17 protein-coding genes, 2 pseudogenes and 1 riboswitch are annotated in these 18,395 nt (G+C 69.0%); of the genes and pseudogenes, 11 read left to right on the top strand and 8 right to left on the bottom strand.

Features of this window, described 5'->3' with window-relative positions:
- The first annotated feature begins 67 nt into the window (after positions 1-67).
- Positions 68-292: a hypothetical protein gene (locus STRVI_RS54925; RefSeq protein ID WP_014059247.1), complete on the top strand. Its 225-nt coding sequence runs from the start codon at positions 68-70 to the stop codon at positions 290-292.
- Here the strand turns inward: STRVI_RS54925 and STRVI_RS48835 are convergent.
- The 3 genes and pseudogenes from STRVI_RS48835 to STRVI_RS29325 all read right to left on the bottom strand — a co-directional run.
- A pseudogene (locus STRVI_RS48835) lies at positions 284-547 on the bottom strand (ABC transporter permease); the annotation flags it as partial. The gene STRVI_RS54925 and the pseudogene STRVI_RS48835 overlap by 9 nt on opposite strands.
- A gap of 12 nt (positions 548-559) precedes the next feature.
- Positions 560-1,813 carry an MFS transporter gene (locus STRVI_RS29330; protein ID WP_014059246.1) on the bottom strand — a complete coding sequence of 418 codons (1,254 nt, stop codon included), beginning with the start codon at positions 1,811-1,813 and terminating at the stop codon, positions 560-562.
- Between the two features lie 68 nt (positions 1,814-1,881).
- On the bottom strand, positions 1,882-2,457 hold the full coding sequence (locus STRVI_RS29325) for a helix-turn-helix domain-containing protein (RefSeq protein WP_014059245.1): 576 nt from the start codon (positions 2,455-2,457) through the stop codon (positions 1,882-1,884).
- A 155-nt stretch (positions 2,458-2,612) separates the two neighbouring features.
- Here STRVI_RS29325 and STRVI_RS29320 point away from each other — a divergent pair, with 155 nt between their 5' ends.
- Complete coding sequence (locus STRVI_RS29320; RefSeq protein WP_014059244.1) at positions 2,613-3,449, top strand: EamA family transporter; 837 nt, start codon at positions 2,613-2,615, stop codon at positions 3,447-3,449.
- A 33-nt stretch (positions 3,450-3,482) separates the two neighbouring features.
- Positions 3,483-3,626, top strand: a riboswitch (cobalamin riboswitch).
- Positions 3,627-3,689: 63 nt separating this feature from the next.
- On the opposite strand, the pseudogene STRVI_RS29315 reads toward STRVI_RS29320, so the two are convergent.
- Together STRVI_RS29315 and STRVI_RS29310 are read right to left on the bottom strand one after the other, a co-directional pair.
- Positions 3,690-4,178 (bottom strand): annotated as a pseudogene (locus STRVI_RS29315) (hypothetical protein); the annotation flags it as partial.
- Positions 4,179-4,275: 97 nt separating this feature from the next.
- A complete protein-coding gene (locus tag STRVI_RS29310) occupies positions 4,276-4,557 on the bottom strand; it encodes an allophanate hydrolase-related protein (protein ID WP_251982762.1) in 282 nt (93 codons plus the stop codon).
- Between the two features lie 372 nt (positions 4,558-4,929).
- Here STRVI_RS29310 and STRVI_RS29305 point away from each other — a divergent pair, with 372 nt between their 5' ends.
- On the top strand, positions 4,930-5,196 hold the full coding sequence (locus STRVI_RS29305; protein ID WP_251982761.1) for a DUF3311 domain-containing protein: 267 nt from the start codon (positions 4,930-4,932) through the stop codon (positions 5,194-5,196).
- Positions 5,193-6,695, top strand: a complete 1,503-nt coding sequence (locus tag STRVI_RS29300; protein ID WP_014059242.1) for a sodium:solute symporter family protein — start codon at positions 5,193-5,195, stop codon at positions 6,693-6,695. The genes STRVI_RS29305 and STRVI_RS29300 overlap by 4 nt, the downstream gene beginning before the upstream one ends.
- 81 nt (positions 6,696-6,776) lie before the next feature.
- Here STRVI_RS29300 and STRVI_RS29295 read toward each other — a convergent pair whose 3' ends face one another.
- Positions 6,777-7,916: a PQQ-dependent sugar dehydrogenase gene (locus STRVI_RS29295; protein ID WP_014059241.1), complete on the bottom strand. Its 1,140-nt coding sequence runs from the start codon at positions 7,914-7,916 to the stop codon at positions 6,777-6,779.
- A 251-nt stretch (positions 7,917-8,167) separates the two neighbouring features.
- On the opposite strand from STRVI_RS29295, the gene STRVI_RS29290 reads away from it, so the two are divergent.
- Positions 8,168-8,710 carry a class I SAM-dependent DNA methyltransferase gene (locus STRVI_RS29290; protein ID WP_014059240.1) on the top strand — a complete coding sequence of 181 codons (543 nt, stop codon included), beginning with the start codon at positions 8,168-8,170 and terminating at the stop codon, positions 8,708-8,710.
- A gap of 60 nt (positions 8,711-8,770) precedes the next feature.
- Here the strand turns inward: STRVI_RS29290 and STRVI_RS29285 are convergent, their stop codons facing one another.
- Positions 8,771-9,037, bottom strand: a complete 267-nt coding sequence (locus STRVI_RS29285; RefSeq protein ID WP_150112928.1) for a hypothetical protein — start codon at positions 9,035-9,037, stop codon at positions 8,771-8,773.
- A gap of 638 nt (positions 9,038-9,675) precedes the next feature.
- Between STRVI_RS29285 and icmF the strand changes: the two genes are divergently transcribed.
- The 4 genes from icmF (at position 9,676) to STRVI_RS29260 (ending at position 15,883) form a co-directional block, all read left to right on the top strand.
- Positions 9,676-12,906 (top strand): fused isobutyryl-CoA mutase/GTPase IcmF, encoded by a 3,231-nt coding sequence (gene icmF, locus STRVI_RS29275; RefSeq protein ID WP_014059239.1) that lies wholly within the window; start codon positions 9,676-9,678, stop codon positions 12,904-12,906.
- A 42-nt stretch (positions 12,907-12,948) separates the two neighbouring features.
- On the top strand, positions 12,949-13,809 hold the full coding sequence (locus STRVI_RS29270; protein ID WP_014059238.1) for a 3-hydroxybutyryl-CoA dehydrogenase: 861 nt from the start codon (positions 12,949-12,951) through the stop codon (positions 13,807-13,809).
- A 188-nt stretch (positions 13,810-13,997) separates the two neighbouring features.
- Positions 13,998-14,582, top strand: a complete 585-nt coding sequence (locus tag STRVI_RS29265) for an SUKH-4 family immunity protein (RefSeq protein WP_014059237.1) — start codon at positions 13,998-14,000, stop codon at positions 14,580-14,582.
- A 185-nt stretch (positions 14,583-14,767) separates the two neighbouring features.
- Positions 14,768-15,883: a M24 family metallopeptidase gene (locus STRVI_RS29260; protein ID WP_014059236.1), complete on the top strand. Its 1,116-nt coding sequence runs from the start codon at positions 14,768-14,770 to the stop codon at positions 15,881-15,883.
- Positions 15,884-16,137: 254 nt separating this feature from the next.
- Here STRVI_RS29260 and STRVI_RS29255 read toward each other — a convergent pair whose 3' ends face one another.
- Positions 16,138-16,977, bottom strand: coding sequence for an enoyl-CoA hydratase/isomerase family protein (locus STRVI_RS29255; protein WP_014059235.1), 840 nt, complete (start codon positions 16,975-16,977; stop codon positions 16,138-16,140).
- Between the two features lie 97 nt (positions 16,978-17,074).
- Between STRVI_RS29255 and STRVI_RS29250 the strand changes: the two genes are divergently transcribed.
- Positions 17,075-17,455, top strand: a complete 381-nt coding sequence (locus STRVI_RS29250) for a winged helix-turn-helix transcriptional regulator (RefSeq protein ID WP_014059234.1) — start codon at positions 17,075-17,077, stop codon at positions 17,453-17,455.
- Between the two features lie 196 nt (positions 17,456-17,651).
- Positions 17,652-18,395, top strand: coding sequence for an ATP-binding cassette domain-containing protein (locus STRVI_RS29245; protein WP_014059233.1), 744 nt, complete (start codon positions 17,652-17,654; stop codon positions 18,393-18,395).

Here is an 18,395-nt window from a genome sequence, read left to right as displayed (position 1 = left end):
AACAGTCCCGCGATCCGGGCCATCGTTACGTGTTTGTCCTTGGCGCGCCGTTTCCTAGACTCGCGGCATGAACAACTACACGTGCACCCATTGCGGCAACGTCGGACTGGCAGAAGGTTTCATCGAAGACGCCGGTGAGCACTCGCGCGGATACGCGCGCTGGATCGAGGGCGCGATGGAGCGGGGATTTTTCGGGGGTGCCAAGCGGACGGGCCGTCCCCGGCGGAAGATAGTGGCGTTCCGCTGTCCTGAGTGCGGGCACCTCGAGCTGTTCGCCACCGAGGAGGTGTAGTCGGCCCTCGTCGTCCCGGGCCTGGGCCAGTCCCGCCTCGAACTCACCGTGCCGCAGGCCGAGTTCGTCCAGCGCTCGCCGTCCCGACAGCGCGGTCGCGGTCAGCGCGCCGCCGATGACGATCCCGGTCACCGGAATCAGCCTGGTGCCCTTCAAGGGCACCAGGCCGGTCAGCAGCAGGCTCACCACCGGCAGCACGCTCAGCGCGATGGGCCACAGTGCCAACCACCACGACCGGTCCGGTTCTGTGCCGCGCGGGAGTAGCTTCTAGCGGTCGGTGAGCGATCGGCGCTTTCGGCTCTGCCTACGCCGGCGGCTGTTCGCCGAGCCGCCGGTGGCCTGCCCGCGACCGGTGAGGAGAACCGTGAGGGCCGCGGCCGCCATCACCGCGGACATCGTGGTGAAGCCGGTGGAGAAGGTGGCCGTTTGGGCTGCCAGGCCCAGCATGAGGGAGCCGAGCCCGGTGCCCGCGTCATAGCCGATGTTCCACGCGACTGATGTCGTATGCCGGTTCTCCGCGCCCGCGTAGGTGAACGCCTGCACCAGCGTGAGGCTCTGCAGTCCTCCGTACGCCGCTCCCAGCACGACCACTCCGGCCGGCAGGACGAGGACGGGGGCGCTCCCCGATCCCAGGGCCAGGGCGATCAGCGCCAGGCCCGCACACGCGGCCGAGGCGAGGACGCCGCTGATCGGCCGCAGAGCGATCCGGTCGGCCAGTACTCCGCAGCCCCAACGGGACACCGCGGCGGTGGCGGTGAGGGCGAGAAGGGCCGTGGCGGCCTGCGTCGGGGTGGCGGTGAACTGCGGGGCGAAGGTGAGGACCGCACCCCCCGCGGCCGTGACCAGGAGCAGCACGGTGAGCGGGAGCAGAATGCGCCGGAGCACCGTGGCCATGGGGGCGGGGTGCCGCGGGTGGCTGTCCTGTGGCGCGGGGCCGCCGATGCGGGCCTCGACGACGCGGCCGAGGGCTCGTGTCCAGGGCAGTGCCAGGACGGGGAGAGCGCCGCACGCGATGATCGCGGGGAGGGCGAAGGTGCCCACCAGCCAGGGCGCCGCCGGGGTGAGGGCGACTTGGGGGAGCGCGACCGCGAAGCCGTAGAGGCCGATGGCCGCGCCCTGGCGCCCGCGTGGGGCCAGTGCGGCCGCCGCGGTGGATCCACAGACGGTGACGATGCCGAAGCCCGCTCCGCGGAGGGCCGTGGTCAGCAGGATGGGCAACAGGTGGTCACTGAGGGCCTGCAGCGTGGCGGGCAGGCCGAGCAGGAGGGCACCGATGGCGAGGGTGCGGGTCCATCCGAGCACGCGCAGCGCCGTTTTGACGCATAGCTGGGCCAGGACGGTGGCGGCCATCAGGACGGCGGTGACGAGCCCGGCACCGAACTCATCCGCTCCTCCGCTGACGGCCCATGCCGGGGAGACGGGCAGCAGCAGGGCGAATCCGGAGAAGCAGCAGAGCACTACCATCAGCAGGTGCGGTATGCCCGGGGCCCGTATGACGGATTCTTTCGCACGCTCGGACATGAACCTCCTGCTGTCCTTGATCTTCGAGGCGGGTGGCGGACGGAACGGGATCGGACGGGTCGACGTGGTCAGGCGGGGCCGGGTGGCAGGTGGACGGTCATGATCAGATGGCAGGTCCCGTCGCCGTCGCCGCGGTAGGTGTGGGGGGCGTCGCCGTTGAAGGTGGCGGTCTGCCCGGCCTCGACGGGATGCTCGACGCCGTCGACGACCAGGACCATCCGGCCGGCCGTGACACTGAGGGTCTCGACGACACCGGCCTGGTGGGGGTGGCTGGGGTACTCCTCGCCGGGCTGGAGTGTCCAGCGCCAGACCTCGACCGTGGTCGGCCCGGAGGTCGTCAGCATCAGCCGGGCCTCGCTGCCGTGCGGGCCCGCCCACAGCGGCATCACGGCGTCGGCGGACACGACCCGGACGCGCTCCTGGGCCGCCCCCTCCATCAGGGCGGACACCGAGACGCCGAGGGTGTCGGCCAGCCGGACCAGGGTGGCGAAGTTCGGATTTCCCTGGGCCTTCTCCAGGGCGAACAGTGAGCCTTTGCTGACCTTGGCGCGTCGGCCGAGTTCGTCCAAGGACAGCCCCGCGCGTGTGCGAGCGGTTCTGACGTTGTACGCCAGCGTCCGCAGAGCCGCCTCGGCCTCCGCCATCAGTGCGCCCCCTCTCCACTCTCTACGTGCTCTCTACGTCTCTCTACGTGCTCTCTACGTCGTTCAGTCTGCCGTACCGCGCGGTCGTTCAGTTGACATCGCGCGGTCGGTACGTTGTACGCTCCGGTCGTTCTATTGATGGTAAAGGATGGACTGTGCTCGCTCTGCTGCTGGCCCTGGGCAGCTCCCTGGCCTATGGCTGCGCCGACTTCCTCGGCGGTCTCGGCGCCCGCAAGGCCCATGTACTGCGCACCGTGATGATCGCCGCGCCGGCCTCGCTCACCGTCGAGCTGCTGCTGTGGCCCTTTCTCGGTGCCTCCTTCGCTCCGGCGACCTTGGCCTGGGGCGCCGCCTCCGGCATCGCGTCGGCCGCCGCTTTCGCCCTGCTCTACCGCACGCTCGCGATCGGCCCGATGAATGTGCTCTCCCCGCTCACCGCGCTGGTCTCGGCCATGCTGCCGGTCGGTGTGGGGCTGCTCCAGGGCGAGCACCTGGGCCCGGCCGGGCTGGTCGGCCTGCCGCTGGCCCTGGCGGCGGTGGTACTGGTCAGCGCCGGGCACGGCGCGAAGTCGGCCCGCCCCTCGCGCGCCGCGATCCTGCTGGCCTTCGGCGCGGGCGCCGCCATCGCCCTGCAGCTGATCTTCCTGCATCAGGCGCCGTCCGACAGCGGCGTCGGCCCGCTGATCATCGGCCGTGCCGTCTCCTCCGCCGTCACGCTGGCCGCGGCCGGGGTGATGTACCGCAGGCTCGGCTCGACGAAGCCCGCCTACGCCATGTCGGCCACCGCCGGAGTGCTGGACTCGCTGGCGAATCTGCTGTTCCTGCTGGCTGCCCGCAGCGGCGACCTGGCCGTCGTCGCCGTGATCACCGCCCTGTATCCGGCCGGTACCGTACTGCTCGCCCGTGGCGTCCTGGCCGAACGCATCCACCGCGGACAACTGGTCGGCCTCGGGACCGCCGCCGTCGCCGTCAGCCTCCTCGCCCTCACCTGACCGTCTCTCCTGGTGGCCGGTCTTCGCCATGAACCCGACACGCGGTACGTCGGTGCGATATCGACGACGGCAAGACGGAAGCCGGTGGGAATCCGGCACGGTCGCGCCACTGTGAACGAGGGGTCCCGGACGGGATGTCTTGTGAGTCAGACCCGTAGCCGTCGTCCTGTGCTCCACCGACATGGGACGCGAACTCCCTTGAGGAGTGCAGTCCGGCCACTGCCATGCCACGCTTCGCGATCAGGACCTGGGCCCGTGTCGCCCCGGGCCGGGGAACGCCCCCAACAACCTCCGGTGAGCGCGGCCACAGTCCCGCGCCCGTTCCGGTGCCGCACCGTACTCGGTGATCAGGAGCTGAACCGCCTCAGCGGCGGGCAGCAGGTCGAACCAGCGCAGCCCGAGCGTGGCGAGGCCGGCGGGAGTGGGCGCGCCGAAAGGCTGGAGCCGGGCCAGGCCACCGTCGGGGTAGATGTCGAGCTTGACGTGGCTGACCGGGCGGGAGGCGTCGATACGGAAGCGGTGCCGGGTATCCCGCTGCAGTCGGGTGCGCGGCAGCAGGTCGAACCAGGCCCCGGGATCGTCCGGGTCCGCCACCGTGGCGTCGATGCCGCGCAGCCGTGCCGAACCAGGGGCGTTTCCGATGAAGTACGAGGTGTCGAGGGCCACTTGGGTGAGGTGTCCGGGCACGGCGAGTTCGACGAACATCCAGTCGTTGCCGCCACCGCGGCGCCGGCGGGTCTCCCGGACGCGGCGGCCGGACGCTCCGGGAGCGGCAGCTCGGTGAAGAGGATCGACAGATTGACCGTGTGGGGAAGTCGGTTGTTCATCAGTTCTCCCGGCCGAGGCTCTTCAGGTACGGACGCCATCCACCGAAGTCGCTGATCTCCTTGTGAACGCCCCTCTCCAGCTCGCCGCGGCGAAGGAGCATCGAGAAGGACGAGGAACCGTCCTGGAGCCGGATGATCCCGAACTCCAGCTCCGGCGGTTCGGTGGGCAACAGGTGGTCGCGCAGCACCTCGTCGGGGACGTCGTAGACCTCGCCCTCCACCGCGGTGCCGACACCGGGGTCGGGCAGCAGCCCGGGGCAGACGTCCCGGATCGAGAACAAGCGGTAGCCGGGGGCGGTGCGGGTCCGGGCCGCGAGGGGGGGGCTCCGCGCAGGTGGTGTTGGAAGGGACCGCCCGATGGCAGACTCATCGGCGCGGGTGGCGACGTCCGGGCGGACGGGCGGCGCGGGGGACGTGAAAAGCCTTGACAGGCCCTCGCGGCGGACCTATACATCTGCCATCGAAAAATAAATTCCGCATGGCGAAATGCACTTCGGCCCCGTCCCACCTGCCGCCGTGGCCTTGGTCGGCAGCTCTGGTCAGCGGCCCTGGTCAGTGGCCTTGGTCAGCAGTAGGCGATCCGCCGAGGCGCCGCCTCTTCTGCGCCATGCGCGGCGTCCCGACGGCCCCGTCCCCACCGCACCGCGTGGGACGTGCCACCCACCCCAGACGGCGTCGACCCACCCGTGGAGTACGGCCCGTCCCAGGAGGTTCTCGACGTGAAACCCATCCATCTGCTCGGCGTGATCCCGTTCCTCGGGATCCTCGGGGGAATCTTCATCGCGAACCGGGTGACGCCCTACGTCCTCGGTATGCCGTTCAACCTCTTCTGGCTGGTCATGTGGGTCGTGCTGATCTCGGCGACCATGGCCGTCATCTACCACCTGGACCCGGCGAACCGGGAGGAGCAGAGCTCATGATCGCCCTCGCCGTCATCTTCGCCTTCCTGCTCGCCGCCCTGGGCCTGGGACTGCGCGCCCGCCGTGGCAGGTCCATGGATCTCGAACAGTGGTCGGTGGGCGGCCGCGGCTTCGGGACGGTCTTCGTCTTCCTGCTGCTGGCCGGCGAGATCTATACGACCTTCACCTTCCTGGGTGCCTCGGGATGGGCCTACGGCAAGGGCGCGCCCGCGTACTACATCCTCTGTTACGCCTCACTGGCCTACGTCCTGTCGTACTGGCTGCTCCCGGCCGTGTGGCGCTACGCCAAGCAGCACCGGCTGATCTCGCAGTCCGACTTCTTCGTCGCCAAATTCGACAGCCCGCTGCTCGGCGCGCTGGTGGCCCTCGTCGGAGTCGTCGCGATGGTGCCCTACCTCGTCCTGCAGCTCAAAGGGATGGGGATCATCGTGTCCGTCGCCTCCAACGGCCGTATCTCCTCCCACTGGGCCATCGCGATCGGCACAGTGGCACTGACCCTCTATGTGACGATCTCGGGCATCCACGGCTCGGCCTGGACGTCGGTGCTCAAAGACGTCGCCATCCTCGCGGTCGTCCTCATCCTGGGCATCTACCTGCCGATGCACTACTTCGGCGGCGTCGGGGAGATGTTCCACGCGGTGGACAAGGCCCACCCCCAGCTCCTCACCCTGCCCTCCAGCGGCATGAGCGCCTCGTGGTTCGCCTCCACCGTGCTGCTCTCGGCGGTCGGCTTCTACATGTGGCCGCACACCTTCAGCGCCGCCTACAGCGCCCAGAACGAACGCGTCTTCCGCCGCAACGCCATCTTCATGCCGCTCTACCAGCTCATCCTGCTCTTCGTCTTCTTCGCCGGCTTCACCGCCATCCTGGTCGTGCCCGGCCTCAAGGGCGCCGACGCGGACCTGTCCCTGCTGCGCATCACCACCGCCACTTTTCCCTCCTGGTTCGTCGGCATCGTCGGTGGCGCCGGGCTGCTCACCGCGCTGGTCCCCGGATCCCTGCTGCTCATGACCTCCGCGACCTGCCTGTCGAAGAACGTCTACCGCCTCGCCCGGCCGCACACCAGCGAGCAGCACATCGGCCGCCTGGCGCAGTTGCTCGTCCCCGCCCTCGCCCTGATCTCCCTCTACTTCACCTTCAACGGCGGCAGCTCGATCGTCTCGCTGCTGCTCATGGGCTACGCACTGGTCACCCAGCTCTTCCCCGCACTGCTGGCGAGCCTCGCGCAACGGCAGTTCGTCACCAAACAGGGAGCGGCGGCGGGCATCGTCGTCGGAGTCACCACGGTCGCCGTCGTCACCCTCTCCGACGTCACGGTGGGCAGCCTCCTGCCGGGGCTCCCGCAGGCGGTGAAGGACCTCAACGTCGGCATCATCGCCCTCGTCCTCAATATCGTGGTCATGGTGGCCGTCTCCGCCGTCACCCGCACCGGGAGCCCCGCCCCCGCCACCACCGCCGCCCTGCGACCCGAACCCGAAGCCACGGCCGGCACCGGCTGACCCGCCCCCCGGGCCGGAGCCTCACACGGGGCTCCCGGCCCAGGGCCGCACTCGCTACTCGGCGGCGTCTTCCAGTAGTTGTTACGCCGGGTCGATGCGGGAGACGCTGCCACCTATGGCGAGCACGTACAGCTCGCCACTGCCGCCCTGCACGAACGAGATGACCTCGCCGCCGTTGACTCCGAGGTCGTTCACGCCGGTCACCTTGCCGTTCTCCATCTGCAGAGAGCGGACGGTGCCGTCGCAGTAGTCGCTGAACACGTACTGACCCTTGAGGTCCGGGATCGCGTTGCCTCGGTAGACGTAGCCGCCGGTCACCGAGCAGCCCAGATTGGTGCGGTCGTACTCGTGGACCGGCGGCACGTGGTTCGCGGGTTCCGTGCCGCCACGGAAGGGATGGGTGCCCTCCATCTGGGACCAGCCGTAGTTCTCGCCGCCCTTGCTGTTCCCCGGGGCCCAGTCGATCTCCTCCCAGTCGTTCTGGCCGACGTCACCGATCAGCAGGTCGCCCGTGTCCGCGTCGAAGGAGAACCGCCACGGATTGCGCAGCCCGTACGCCCAGATTTCGTCCTTCGCGTTCGGGTCGTCCACGAACGGGTTGTCCGGCGGGATCGCGTACGGCTCGCCGCCGCTCGGGTCGATCCGCAGGAGCTTGCCGAGCAGCGTGTCGAGGTTCTGCCCGTTGCCGTGCGGGTCGCCGCCCGCGCCCCCGTCGCCCAATGCGATGTAGAGGTAGCCGTCGGGGCCGAACTTGATGTCGCCGCCGTTGTGGTTCGAGTACGGCTGCGTCTGGGTGAGGACGGTGCGCCGGGTGTCCGGCTGGATCTTGCCGTCCCGCATGGCGAACTCGTCCACGGTGCTGGTGCCTTCGAGGTTCGTGAACGAGATGTAGAAGTGCGCGAATTCCTTGTCGAACGCGATGCCCAGCAGACCGCGTTCGCCGTCGGTGGTGGTCTCGGCGGAGATGTCGAGGACGGGTTCGCCCAGTCCCTGATCGTCCAAAACCCTTACGGTGCCGGGGCGTTCGGCGATCCAGACCGTGCCTCCGGGACCGGCGGCGCCGGCGGTCGGATTCTGGGCCGTGGCCACATTCTTGAGCGCGACCTTCGCTGCTGCCTGCCGTGGGGCGGCGGGCTGGTCGGCGGACGCCGTGGTCAAGGCGAGGGAAGCGACGAGGCAGATGGTGCCGATGATCGCCGAACTCCTGGTGCGAACTTTCACCGTGATCCTCCTGGATGCGGTGAATCGGGAGGTCACCTGGCTGCTTGGGCAGGTTCAGGGGGTGTCGCCCGCGCCAGCACGCAACCTGGGTGGGGGATGGTGTGCTACTGGCCAGGATGAGGATACTGGGACGGACGCGCTTGGTATAGACCAAAACCTGGCTTTCTGGCTCGTCGATTGTGCTGCGGTACGACCGCAGGACACCCTGCCCGTATCGGCTCGCGCGACCGCGCATGTGACACGCTGGCGGCATGACGTGGAACGGTGACGAGTACCAGTCGCGGTTCGACCGCATCGCCACCGAAGGAGGGGACATCCACGGTGAAGCCGCGCTGGTCCGCTCCTTCCGGCCGACCACGGTCCTCGATGCGGGCTGCGGCACCGGCCGGGTGGCCATAGAGCTGGCCCGTCACGGGATCGACGTGGCGGGCGTGGACGCCGACGCGTCGATGCTCGCCACCGCCCGGCGGCTGGCCCCGGAGATCCGCTGGCATCGGCGGGATCTGGTCGACCTCGACCTGGGGTTGTCCTTCGATGTCGTGGTGCTGGCGGGCAATGTCCCCCTGTTCACCCCACCGGGAACGGAACCGGCCCTGGTGGCCGGGGCGGCGGCCCATGTGCGTCCGGCCGGTCGTCTCGTCGCGGGTTTCGCCCTGGACCGCGGTTACCCGCTGGACGACTACGACGCGCACTGCCGTGCGGCGGGACTCACCCTCGAAGCCAGGTACGCGACGTGGTCCCGCGACCCTTACACCGACGGGAAGTACGCCGTTTCCGTGCATGGCAAGCCCTGAACGCCCACCACCGGGCCGACGTTCTGGGCTGTGCGGACCGGACCGGTGTGCTGCCGTCGGCTAACCGCGGTGCATACCGTCTCGTAGCGCAGAGGCGATGCGTACGGCGGCTTCCCGTCCCTCGGCGATCGCGTGCGCGACACGTCGCGGAACCACGGCGTCGCCGACTGTCAGTACCAGGGGGTTGGTGCAGTCCGGGGCGGTGCGTGGGCGGCGTTCCCCCACGACGACGACCTGGTCCGCGGGCATGGTGGTCATCCCTCCGGAGGTGTGGTGAGCGACGGCGACGCCCTCGGGGCCGATGCCGGTTGCCGTGCACAGCGGCATGATGTCCAGTTCGCAGGCGCCCGACCCGTGCTCGCAGTGGCTCGACCGCCTCCGGACGATGGAGCTGAAGGATGTTTCCCTGCCGGGGCGCGGACTCCGGCGCCACCGTCGTACCGCCGCAGATCAGCAGCGCCGCGCCACCGGCCGCCAGACGGCCCCAGTACTCGGCGTCGCCGCTGAGCGGCAGCCCGTCCCGGACGAGACCGCTGGCGTGGGCGGTGGCGACCAGCCGGTTGCGCAGGGTCAGCGAACCGACGGTCAGCGGTGCGGCGGCTGCCGGAAGGTGTGATGCGATCAAGGCGCCTCACTTCCGCGGAAGGGCCATGCGAGCACGCTCCGTGAAGGGCGCATGGCTGAACCTAAGCGAGTTCAAAGCTAAATATGGCCCCGGGGTGCCGTCAATCACAAGTCATGGGCTGGGGGTCTGATTGACGATCCGACGCACCGCACCTAACGTTCAAACTGAAGTCGATTCAATCACTGCTGCGGCGACCGGCTCGCCCTCGCGATGCCCCGGCGGTGCGGGATCACTCGCGCCGCTTCTGTGCTTCTCTTCACACCCTCCCTGCCTCCAGTAATTTACTAGGACGTCCTACTATCTCTTCAGTCAGTGCCCTGACCCGTCTGGGAAGGCCCTCATGAGCGATCTGCACCGTCCTGCGCACCCCGTCCGCCTGGTCACCGCTTCGGCGCTGTTCGACGGGCACGACGCGTCGATCAACATCATGCGACGGATCTTCCAGTCCCAGGGCGCGGAGGTGATCCACCTCGGTCACAACCGGTCGGTGCGGGAGGTCGTGGACGCGGCGCTGGAGGAGGACGCACACGGTGTCGCGGTCTCGTCCTACCAGGGCGGTCACGTGGAGTACTTCGAGTACCTGGTGGAGTCGCTGCGTGCGCAGGGAGCGGAGCACGTCCGAGTGGTGGGCGGGGGTGGCGGCGTCATCGTGCCCGAGGAGATCGACCGGCTGCGCGGCAGCGGAGTGACCATCTTCTCCCCGGAGGACGGGCAGCGGATGGGCCTCGCCGGGATGATCAACTCGGTGATAAGGGACTGCGACTTCGACCTGTGGGACGGCAGGCAGGCCGACGCCGCCGCCGTACTCGCCGGCGACCGGTTCGCGATCGCCCGCGCCATCACCGGCGCCGAACTCGGCAAGCTGTCCCCGGACTTCCTGGAACAGCTCCGTGCCGCCGCGGCGGCACGGGTCACGCCGGTGCTCGGCATCACCGGCACCGGCGGCTCGGGCAAATCCTCGCTCACCGACGAGTTGGTGCGCCGTATCCGCGTCGACCAGCAGGACAAGCTGCGGGTCGCGGTGATCGCGGTCGACCCGACCCGCCGTCGTGGTGGCGGTGCGCTGCTCGGTGACCGGATCCGGATGAACTCCCTGGACGGGAACCGGGTGTTCTTCCGGAGCCTGGCCACGCGCAACAGCCGTGAGCTGCCGGAGCACCTGGCGGACGTGATCGACGTGGTGAAGGCCGCCGGGTTCGACCTGGTGATCGTGGAGACGCCGGGCATCGGTCAGGGCGACGCGGCGATCGTGCCGTTCGTCGACACCTCGATGTATGTGATGACACCCGAGTTCGGCGCCGCCTCGCAGCTCGAGAAGATCGACATGCTCGACTTCGCCGACGTGGTGGCGATCAACAAGTTCGAGCGGCGCGGCGCCAAGGACGCGCTGCGCGACGTGGGCCGCCAACTGGTCCGCAACCGCGAGGCGTTCGGCATGCGGCCCGAGGACATGCCGGTGTACGGCTCCTCGGCGGCCACGTTCAACGACGACGGTGTCACCGCGCTGTACCAGCACCTGAAGGGCACCCTGGCCGAGAAGGGGCTGCCGCTGTCCGAGGGCAGGCTGGCGCCCGTCGACGTGCGCCACTCCTCCGGTATCCGGCAGGTGGTTCCCGCGGAGCGGGTGCGCTACCTCGCCGAGATCAGCGAGCTGGTCCGCGGGTACCACGCCGAGACCGACCGGCTGGCCGAGTCGGCCCGGCGGGTGCAGCGCCTGGAGGCGGTCGAGGGCGAGCTCGTCCAGGTCGGCTCCGACGCCGGGAATGTGCGGTCGCTGCTCGAGGACGCCCGCCGGAAACTCCCGCACGAGGTCACGGAACACATCGAGAACTGGCCCGCCGTCGTGGCTTCCTACTCCGGCGACGAGCAGATCGTGAAGATACGGGACCGGGAGATCCGCACCACGCTCACCCGCGAGTCCCTGTCCGGCAACAAGATCCCCCGGGTCGCCCTGCCCCGCTTCACCGACCACGGGGAACTGGTGCGGTTCTGGCGCCGGGAGAACCTGCCCGGCCACTTCCCGTTCACCGCCGGGGTGTTCCCCTTCAAGCGCGACGGCGAGGACCCGGCGCGGATGTTCGCGGGCGAGGGCGACCCGTTCCGCACCAACCGGCGCTTCAAGCTGCTGTCCGAGGGCCAGCCGGCCACCCGGCTGTCCACTGCCTTCGACTCCGTCACCCTCTACGGCCGTGACCCGGACGAACGCCCCGACAACTACGGCAAGGTCGGCACCTCCGGAGTGTCGGTGGCGACCCTGGAGGACATGAAGGCGCTCTTCGACGGCTTCGACCTGGTGGCGCAGACGACCTCGGTCTCCATGACGATCAACGGACCGGCGCCGGCCATCCTGGCGTTCTTCCTCAACACCACGATCGACCAGCAGATCGAGAGGTTCCGTACCGCCGAGGGCCGCGACCCGTCGCCCGAGGAGACGGCCGAACTGCGTGCGCACGCGCTGGGAAGCGTGCGCGGCACGGTGCAGGCCGACATCCTCAAGGAGGACCAGGGCCAGAACACCTGCCTGTTCTCCACCGAGTTCTCCCTGCGGATGATGGCGGACATCCAGGAGTGGTTCATCGCCAACAAGGTCCGCAACTTCTACTCGGTGTCCATCTCCGGCTATCACATCGCCGAAGCCGGCGCGAATCCCATCAGCCAGCTCGCCTTCACTCTGGCCAACGGCTTCACCTACGTCGAGTCCTACCTCGCCCGGGGCATGCACATCGACGACTTCTCCCCGAACCTGTCGTTCTTCTTCTCCAACGGCATGGACCCCGAGTACTCCGTCCTCGGCCGGGTCGCCCGCCGCATCTGGGCAGTGGCGATGAAGGAGAAGTACGGCGCGAACGAGCGCAGCCAGAAGCTGAAGTACCACGTCCAGACCTCCGGCCGCTCGCTACACGCCCAGGAGATGGACTTCAACGACATCCGCACCACCCTCCAGGCGCTCATCGCGATCTACGACAACTGCAACAGCCTGCACACCAACGCCTACGACGAGGCGGTCACCACCCCCACCGAGGACTCGGTCCGCCGGGCCCTCGCCATCCAGCTCATCATCAACCGCGAGTGGGGTCTGGCGATGAACGAGAACCCCCTCCAGGGGTCCTTCATCATCGACGAGCTCACCGACCTGGTGGAGGACGCCGTCCTCGAGGAGTTCGAGCGGATCAGCGAGCGCGGCGGCGTCCTCGGGGCGATGGAGACCGGCTACCAGCGCGGCCGTATCCAGGACGAGTCGATGCTGTACGAGCAGCGCAAGCACGACGGCACCCTGCCGATCATCGGCGTCAACACCTTCCGCAACCCGCACGCGGACACCGCCGAGCCCGACGCCATCGAACTGGCCCGCGCCACCGAGGAGGAGAAGCAGTCCCAGCTTGCGCGGGTGCGGGAATTCCAGGCCGGCCACCATGAGACGGCCCACGCCGCACTGGACGCCCTCAAGGACGCGGCGGTGAGCGACCGCAACGTCTTCGCCGTCCTCATGGACGCCGCCCGGGTCTGCTCGCTGCAGCAGATCACCGACGCCTTCTTCGAGGTCGGCGGCCAGTACCGCCGCAACGTCTGACCACCCCCGGCACACCCCCCAACTCACCGGAGCGAACCTCAGATGGATCCCGTTACCCGTCTCGGCGTCGTCGGCTGCGGCCTCATGGGCTCCGGCGTCGCCGAAGTCGCCGCCCGCCACGGCATCGATGTCCGTGTCGCCGAAGCCACCCCGGACGCCGCCGAGGCGGGCCGCCGTCGTCTGACCGCCTCCCTCGAGCGGGGCGTACGGCGTGGCAAGCTCAGCCAGGAGCAGCGAGACCAGGCGCTCGCCCGGCTCTCCTTCACCCACGACCTCGGTGACCTGTCCGACCGCCAGTTCGTCATCGAGGCCGTCGCCGAGAACCGCGACATCAAGACCGACGTCCTGCGCGCCCTGGACAAGGTCGTGGAAGACCCGGCGGCGATCCTGGCCACCAACACCTCCTCGATTCCCATCGTCGACCTCGCGGTGGCCACGGAACGGCCCGCCCAGGTCATCGGCATGCACTTCTTCAACCCCGTGCCCGTGCAAAAACTGGTCGAGGTCATCCCCGCTCTCACCAGCAGCCAGGAGACAGTGCGGCGCACCCACGACATCGCCGAGCAGCTCGGCAAGCAGGCCATCCAGGCACCCGACCGCTCCGGTTTCGTCGTCAACGCCCTCCTTGTGCCCTACCTGCTCAGCGCGGTGCGCATGGTGGAATCGGGCTCCGCCAGCCCGGACGACATCGACCAGGGCATGGAACTCGGCTGCGCCCACCCCATGGGACCGCTCCGCCTGCTCGACCTCATCGGCCTCGAGACCATCCAGGCGGTGGCCGAGTCGATGTACGAGGAGTTCAAGGAGCCCCTGTACGCACCGCCCGCCCTGCTGCGCCGCATGGTCGCGGCAGGTCACCTCGGCCGTAAGAGCGGTCGTGGCTTCTACACCTACGGTGACTGACCCCTGGTTGACGCGGAGTCGGCCCTCCCACGGAAGCTGTACGTCGTGGCCGGTCCGCACCACGACGCGCACCGGCCTCCGGGCCTCCCGGCTGTACGCGCCGACCCCACGGCGCTGAAGGCGCCCCGCGATGCGATTGACTGGCACCGGCCAGGATCGAACGACGGGGACTTCATGGGGGCCACGCAGTGAAAAGCAACGACACTCCGCTCATACCGGACGCGGTGTGGCTGGAGCAGCGACTGGGTGAAGGCTCGCTCTGGCGACCGGACGAGGCCGGTCTGCCGGTCGAGCTGACCGATGCCGAGTCGAGGGAGTTCCTGCTCACGGTCGGTTTTCCGGCCGTCCGTCTCGACGTCGTACGGATCGACACACGGCACCTGCGGGACGAGGACGGGCTGGAACCCTTCGACGCAGACGAGATCTACGGGAACCGCTACCCGGACGACGACTCTCCGCCGAAGAACTTCTGCTTCACCGTGGCCACGCGGTACGACCAGCACCTGATGCTCGAAGCGGCGGACGGGGGCATCACCCACTACGACCCCAACGGATGGGACCACGGAGACGGGTGGCAGGGACCGGCCGCCGATTCGCTCCCTCGGCTGGCCGTGCTCCTCGGGCTGATCGCCGAATCGAGCGACGCCCTCGAATCGGCCGACGACGCCGTACGGGCGGCCGCCATCGCCGATCTGCGTGAGCGCCTGATCGACCTGGACCCGGATGTGGAGGAATCCGGGTTCTGGGGCGAGATCTTCGAGGGTCTGCGCTAGGAGCGGGTCGGTCGGGCGGTCGGCTTGGACCTGGCACAGACAGTGCGTCCCGTGCCCTTGGGGTTGCCGCTGTGCTGCATGCTGTGGAGGCTGAGGTTGAAGGGACCCCCAGCCGGTCGAGGACGGTCTGGCCGCTGCCTCGGCCCCCGGCCCGGCCGGCCCGACACCAGGATGGAGTACGCCCTGTGATTCTCACCGATCTCTACCCCGCCGACCGTCTGGAGCGCGCCCGGGAGGCCGCCGCCGGCGCGGGCCTGGACGCGCTGCTGATCAGTCCTGGCGCCGACCTGCGCTATCTGACGGGTTACCACGCCCTGCCCCTGGAGCGGCTCACCTGCCTCGTGCTCCCCGTGGACGGCGAACCCTTCCTCCTGGTACCGGAGTTGGAGCGGCCCGCCGCGCTCGCGTCCCCGGCCGGGAACCTCGGCATCGAGATCACCGGATGGGCCGAGACCGAGGACCCATATGCCCTCATCGCGGCCAGGCTGCCCGCCGGTATGGCCCGGGTCGGCGTCGACAACCACATGTGGGCCGAGAAGACGATCGCCTTCCGGGCCGTGCTGCCCGACACCGACCAGGCACTCGCCGGAGAGGTGCTCGGCCGGCTGCGGATCCGCAAGACCCGGGCCGAGGTCGAGGCGTTGCGCCGGGCGGGGGCGGCCATCGACCGGGTGCACGCCCGCATGGGCGAGTGGCTGCGCGCCGGGCGCACCGAACGCGAGGTCGGCCGGGACATCGCGGAAGCCATCACGACCGAAGGCCATGTGCGGACCGACTTCGTCATCGTCGGCTCCGGACCCCACGGCGCCAGTCCCCACCACGAGCTTTCGGACCGGGTGATCCTGCCCGGTGACCCCGTGGTGGTCGACATCGGGGGGACCACCGAAGACGGCTACTGCTCCGACTCCACCCGCGATTACGTCGTCGGCGAGCCCCCGGCGGAGTACCGACGGCTGTACGAGGTGCTGTTGACCGCCCAGCGCGCCCAGACCGATGCGGTCCGGCCCGGTATCACCGCCGAGCAACTGGACGCGATCGGCCGGGATGTCATCACGGACGCGGGCTTCGGGCCGTACTTCATCCACCGCACCGGCCACGGCATCGGGCTGGAAACCCACGAGGAGCCCTACATCGTGGCGGGCTCCGCCCTGCCGCTGGAGCCCGGCATGGCCTTCTCCGTCGAGCCGGGCATCTATCTTCCCGACCGGTTCGGAGCCCGCATCGAGGACATCGTCATCTGCACCGACGACGGCGGTGAACGGCTCAACCGCACCAGCCGTGAGCTGGTCGTACTGCCATGACCGTCCTGTTCGGTCTTCAGCCGCTTCCACGGTGAGCGGACGCGACTCGGACGCCGCCGGGCCGCGTGCGCGTCGCATGTCCGCTCCGCCGCCGCAGTGGCCATGCACACATCCTGCAGAGCGCGGCCGAGGAGGCCGTGAGCTGATGTTTTCTCATGGGTGGAAGCACTGCTCCGCGCTGGAATGGAGTTCAAGTTCGAACCGGTCGCACTCGCGCCATTCCCGCTCTGAGCGGGATCCGTTTGCAGACGGACCTACTGGACCGTGTCGAAAATGGCCTCCAAGTGCCGCTCCCCGTCGCGGGTTTGCGCACCTGCGGCCAGTACGGCCTTGGTGAGACGGGCCGCGGCGGGCCCGCCGAGGAGCCGGCCGAGAAGTTCGTTCCCCCTTTCCAGGCCGTGGGCGATCGAGTCCGACGCGGCGTCGACCGCTTCGACCGCGGCGCGAGCGACACCGGGTTGTAAGGCGGCGATTCGGGCGGCGAGGGTGTCGACGACGTGGTCGAGCTCGGCGTTCGGCACGGCCCGGTTCACCCATCCGTACCGTTCCGCGGTCGCCGCATCGATCAACCGCGTACCGAGGATGATCTCCAGGGCGCGTGCGCGGCCCACGAGACCGGGCAGGTACGCGGTGCCTCCCGCGCCCGGGATGATCCCACCCGCAGCCTCGGGCTGCGCCAGACCGGCGTGCTCGAGGGAGGCGAACCGCATGTCCATTGCCGACAGCAGTTCCGCACCGCCACCGCGTGCCAGCCCGCGCACCTTGGCGATCGTGATCTGCGGCAGCGATCTGAGGCGTTCGTGGAGCCGCATCATCGGGTTCAAGGACTGGTCTGCCTCGGGGGCGATCGGGAGTGCCGAGAACGCCGCGGCATCGTCGGCGAACGTCATGTCGCCATGCGCGATGAAGAAGTCCGGGTCCGCGCTGTCGAAGACGATCACCCGGACGTCGTCGTTGCCGGACATCGAGGCCGCGAACCGGTCCAGGTCGAGCATGAGGGTGGCGTCCAGCAAGTTGAGCGGAGGGTGGTCGATGACGACTTGCGCCACACCGCCGTTGATGGAGACCTGGATAGCCGAGTATTCGCCGGTCATGGATCCTGCCTTCACTGGTCGAGCAAGGAAGTATCTTCTGTATACCTAGTAGGCGCGATATACTTCAACGAAACCAGGTATCGCGAAGGAGACCGGCGTGTGTGGACTGGACTTCGACAGCGAGGGTCGTCGTCTGCTCGACCAGCTCTTCGACAAGTGGTCCCTGCTGGTGTTGGAGGCACTGTGCGACCGCCCCCGGCGCTTCAATGAGCTTCGCCAGCACCTGCCTGCCATCACGCCGAAGTCACTGACCACATGCCTGCGGCGGCTCGAGCGCAACGGTGTGATCGAACGGCTGGTCGTGTCCACGGACCCGGTGGCGATCGAATACCGCATCACTGACCTGGGCCGGAGCCTTGAGGCACCCTTGCAAGCGATGTTGAGATGGGTCGTCGATCACCTGGAAGTGGTGGAAGCCGCCCGATCCGACTATGACGAGCGACGTACGCGCAGCGAACAGACCCGCCTCGCATCGTGACACGGGCCGGCGTTGGGGCCACCAGTCGTACGGCCGATGAGCGCCAACAAGGTGGTCATCGCCTACGAGAACCCGAGGACGGTACGGCACGTCTTCATGGGTGCCCCTGCGAGGCGGACTCTGGCTGCGTCGGGGCACCTCCGGCTCCTCACTACAGCCTCCTCGGGGCTACCCCTGGCGGCGGATTGCGCGGCTCATGGCCTTGGAATTCCGCGGTGTCTCCTTCCGGTACAACCGGAAGACGACCGTGCTCGACGGCTTCGACCTTCGCGTCAGCAGTCCGGCGACGGTTCTGCTCGGCCCGAACGGGGCGGGGAAGTCCACGCTGATGGCGCTGGCCGCTTCCCAGCTCAAGCCTCTGGACGGCGCTGTCACCTGGAAGGGCCGCAGCCCCACCGCCCGTAGGGATGTGACGGCGTACCGGAAGGCGGTGGCGTGGCTGCCGCAGCACATCACGCCCGTGCCGGGGCTGACCGTACGGGAGCAAGTCGCCTACGCCGGCTGGCTCAAGGGCATGAACCGCATGGATGCCTGGAAGGCATCGGCCGTCACGCTCGGCCGTGTCGGCCTGGACAAGCTCGCCGACCGCCGCAGCCACCAGGTATCCGGCGGACAACTGCGCCGGATGGGCATCGCCGGAGCCCTCACCCACCACAGCGAGCTCATCCTCATGGATGAACCCACCGCGGGCCTGGACCCCACCCAGCGCAAGGTCTTCCGGTCCTTACTCGAGCAACTCGCCGACGACGTCCACATCCTCGTCTCCACCCACCAGACCGAAGATCTGGCCGACCTCTACCAGCACGTGGTCGTCCTGGACCGGGGCACGGTCCGCTTCCACGGCACCACCGCCGAATTCCACGCCATGGCCGACAGCGCTCAGGGCCCCCGCGAACGCGCGGAAGCCGCCTACACCCAGCTCGTAGGCGAGGAGATCTGA

Source organism: Streptomyces violaceusniger Tu 4113, assembly GCF_000147815.2.
GTDB classification, from domain to species: domain Bacteria; phylum Actinomycetota; class Actinomycetes; order Streptomycetales; family Streptomycetaceae; genus Streptomyces; species Streptomyces violaceusniger_A.
Note: the sequence above shows the minus strand (reverse complement) of the source record. Positions and strands in the feature narration are given on the sequence as shown.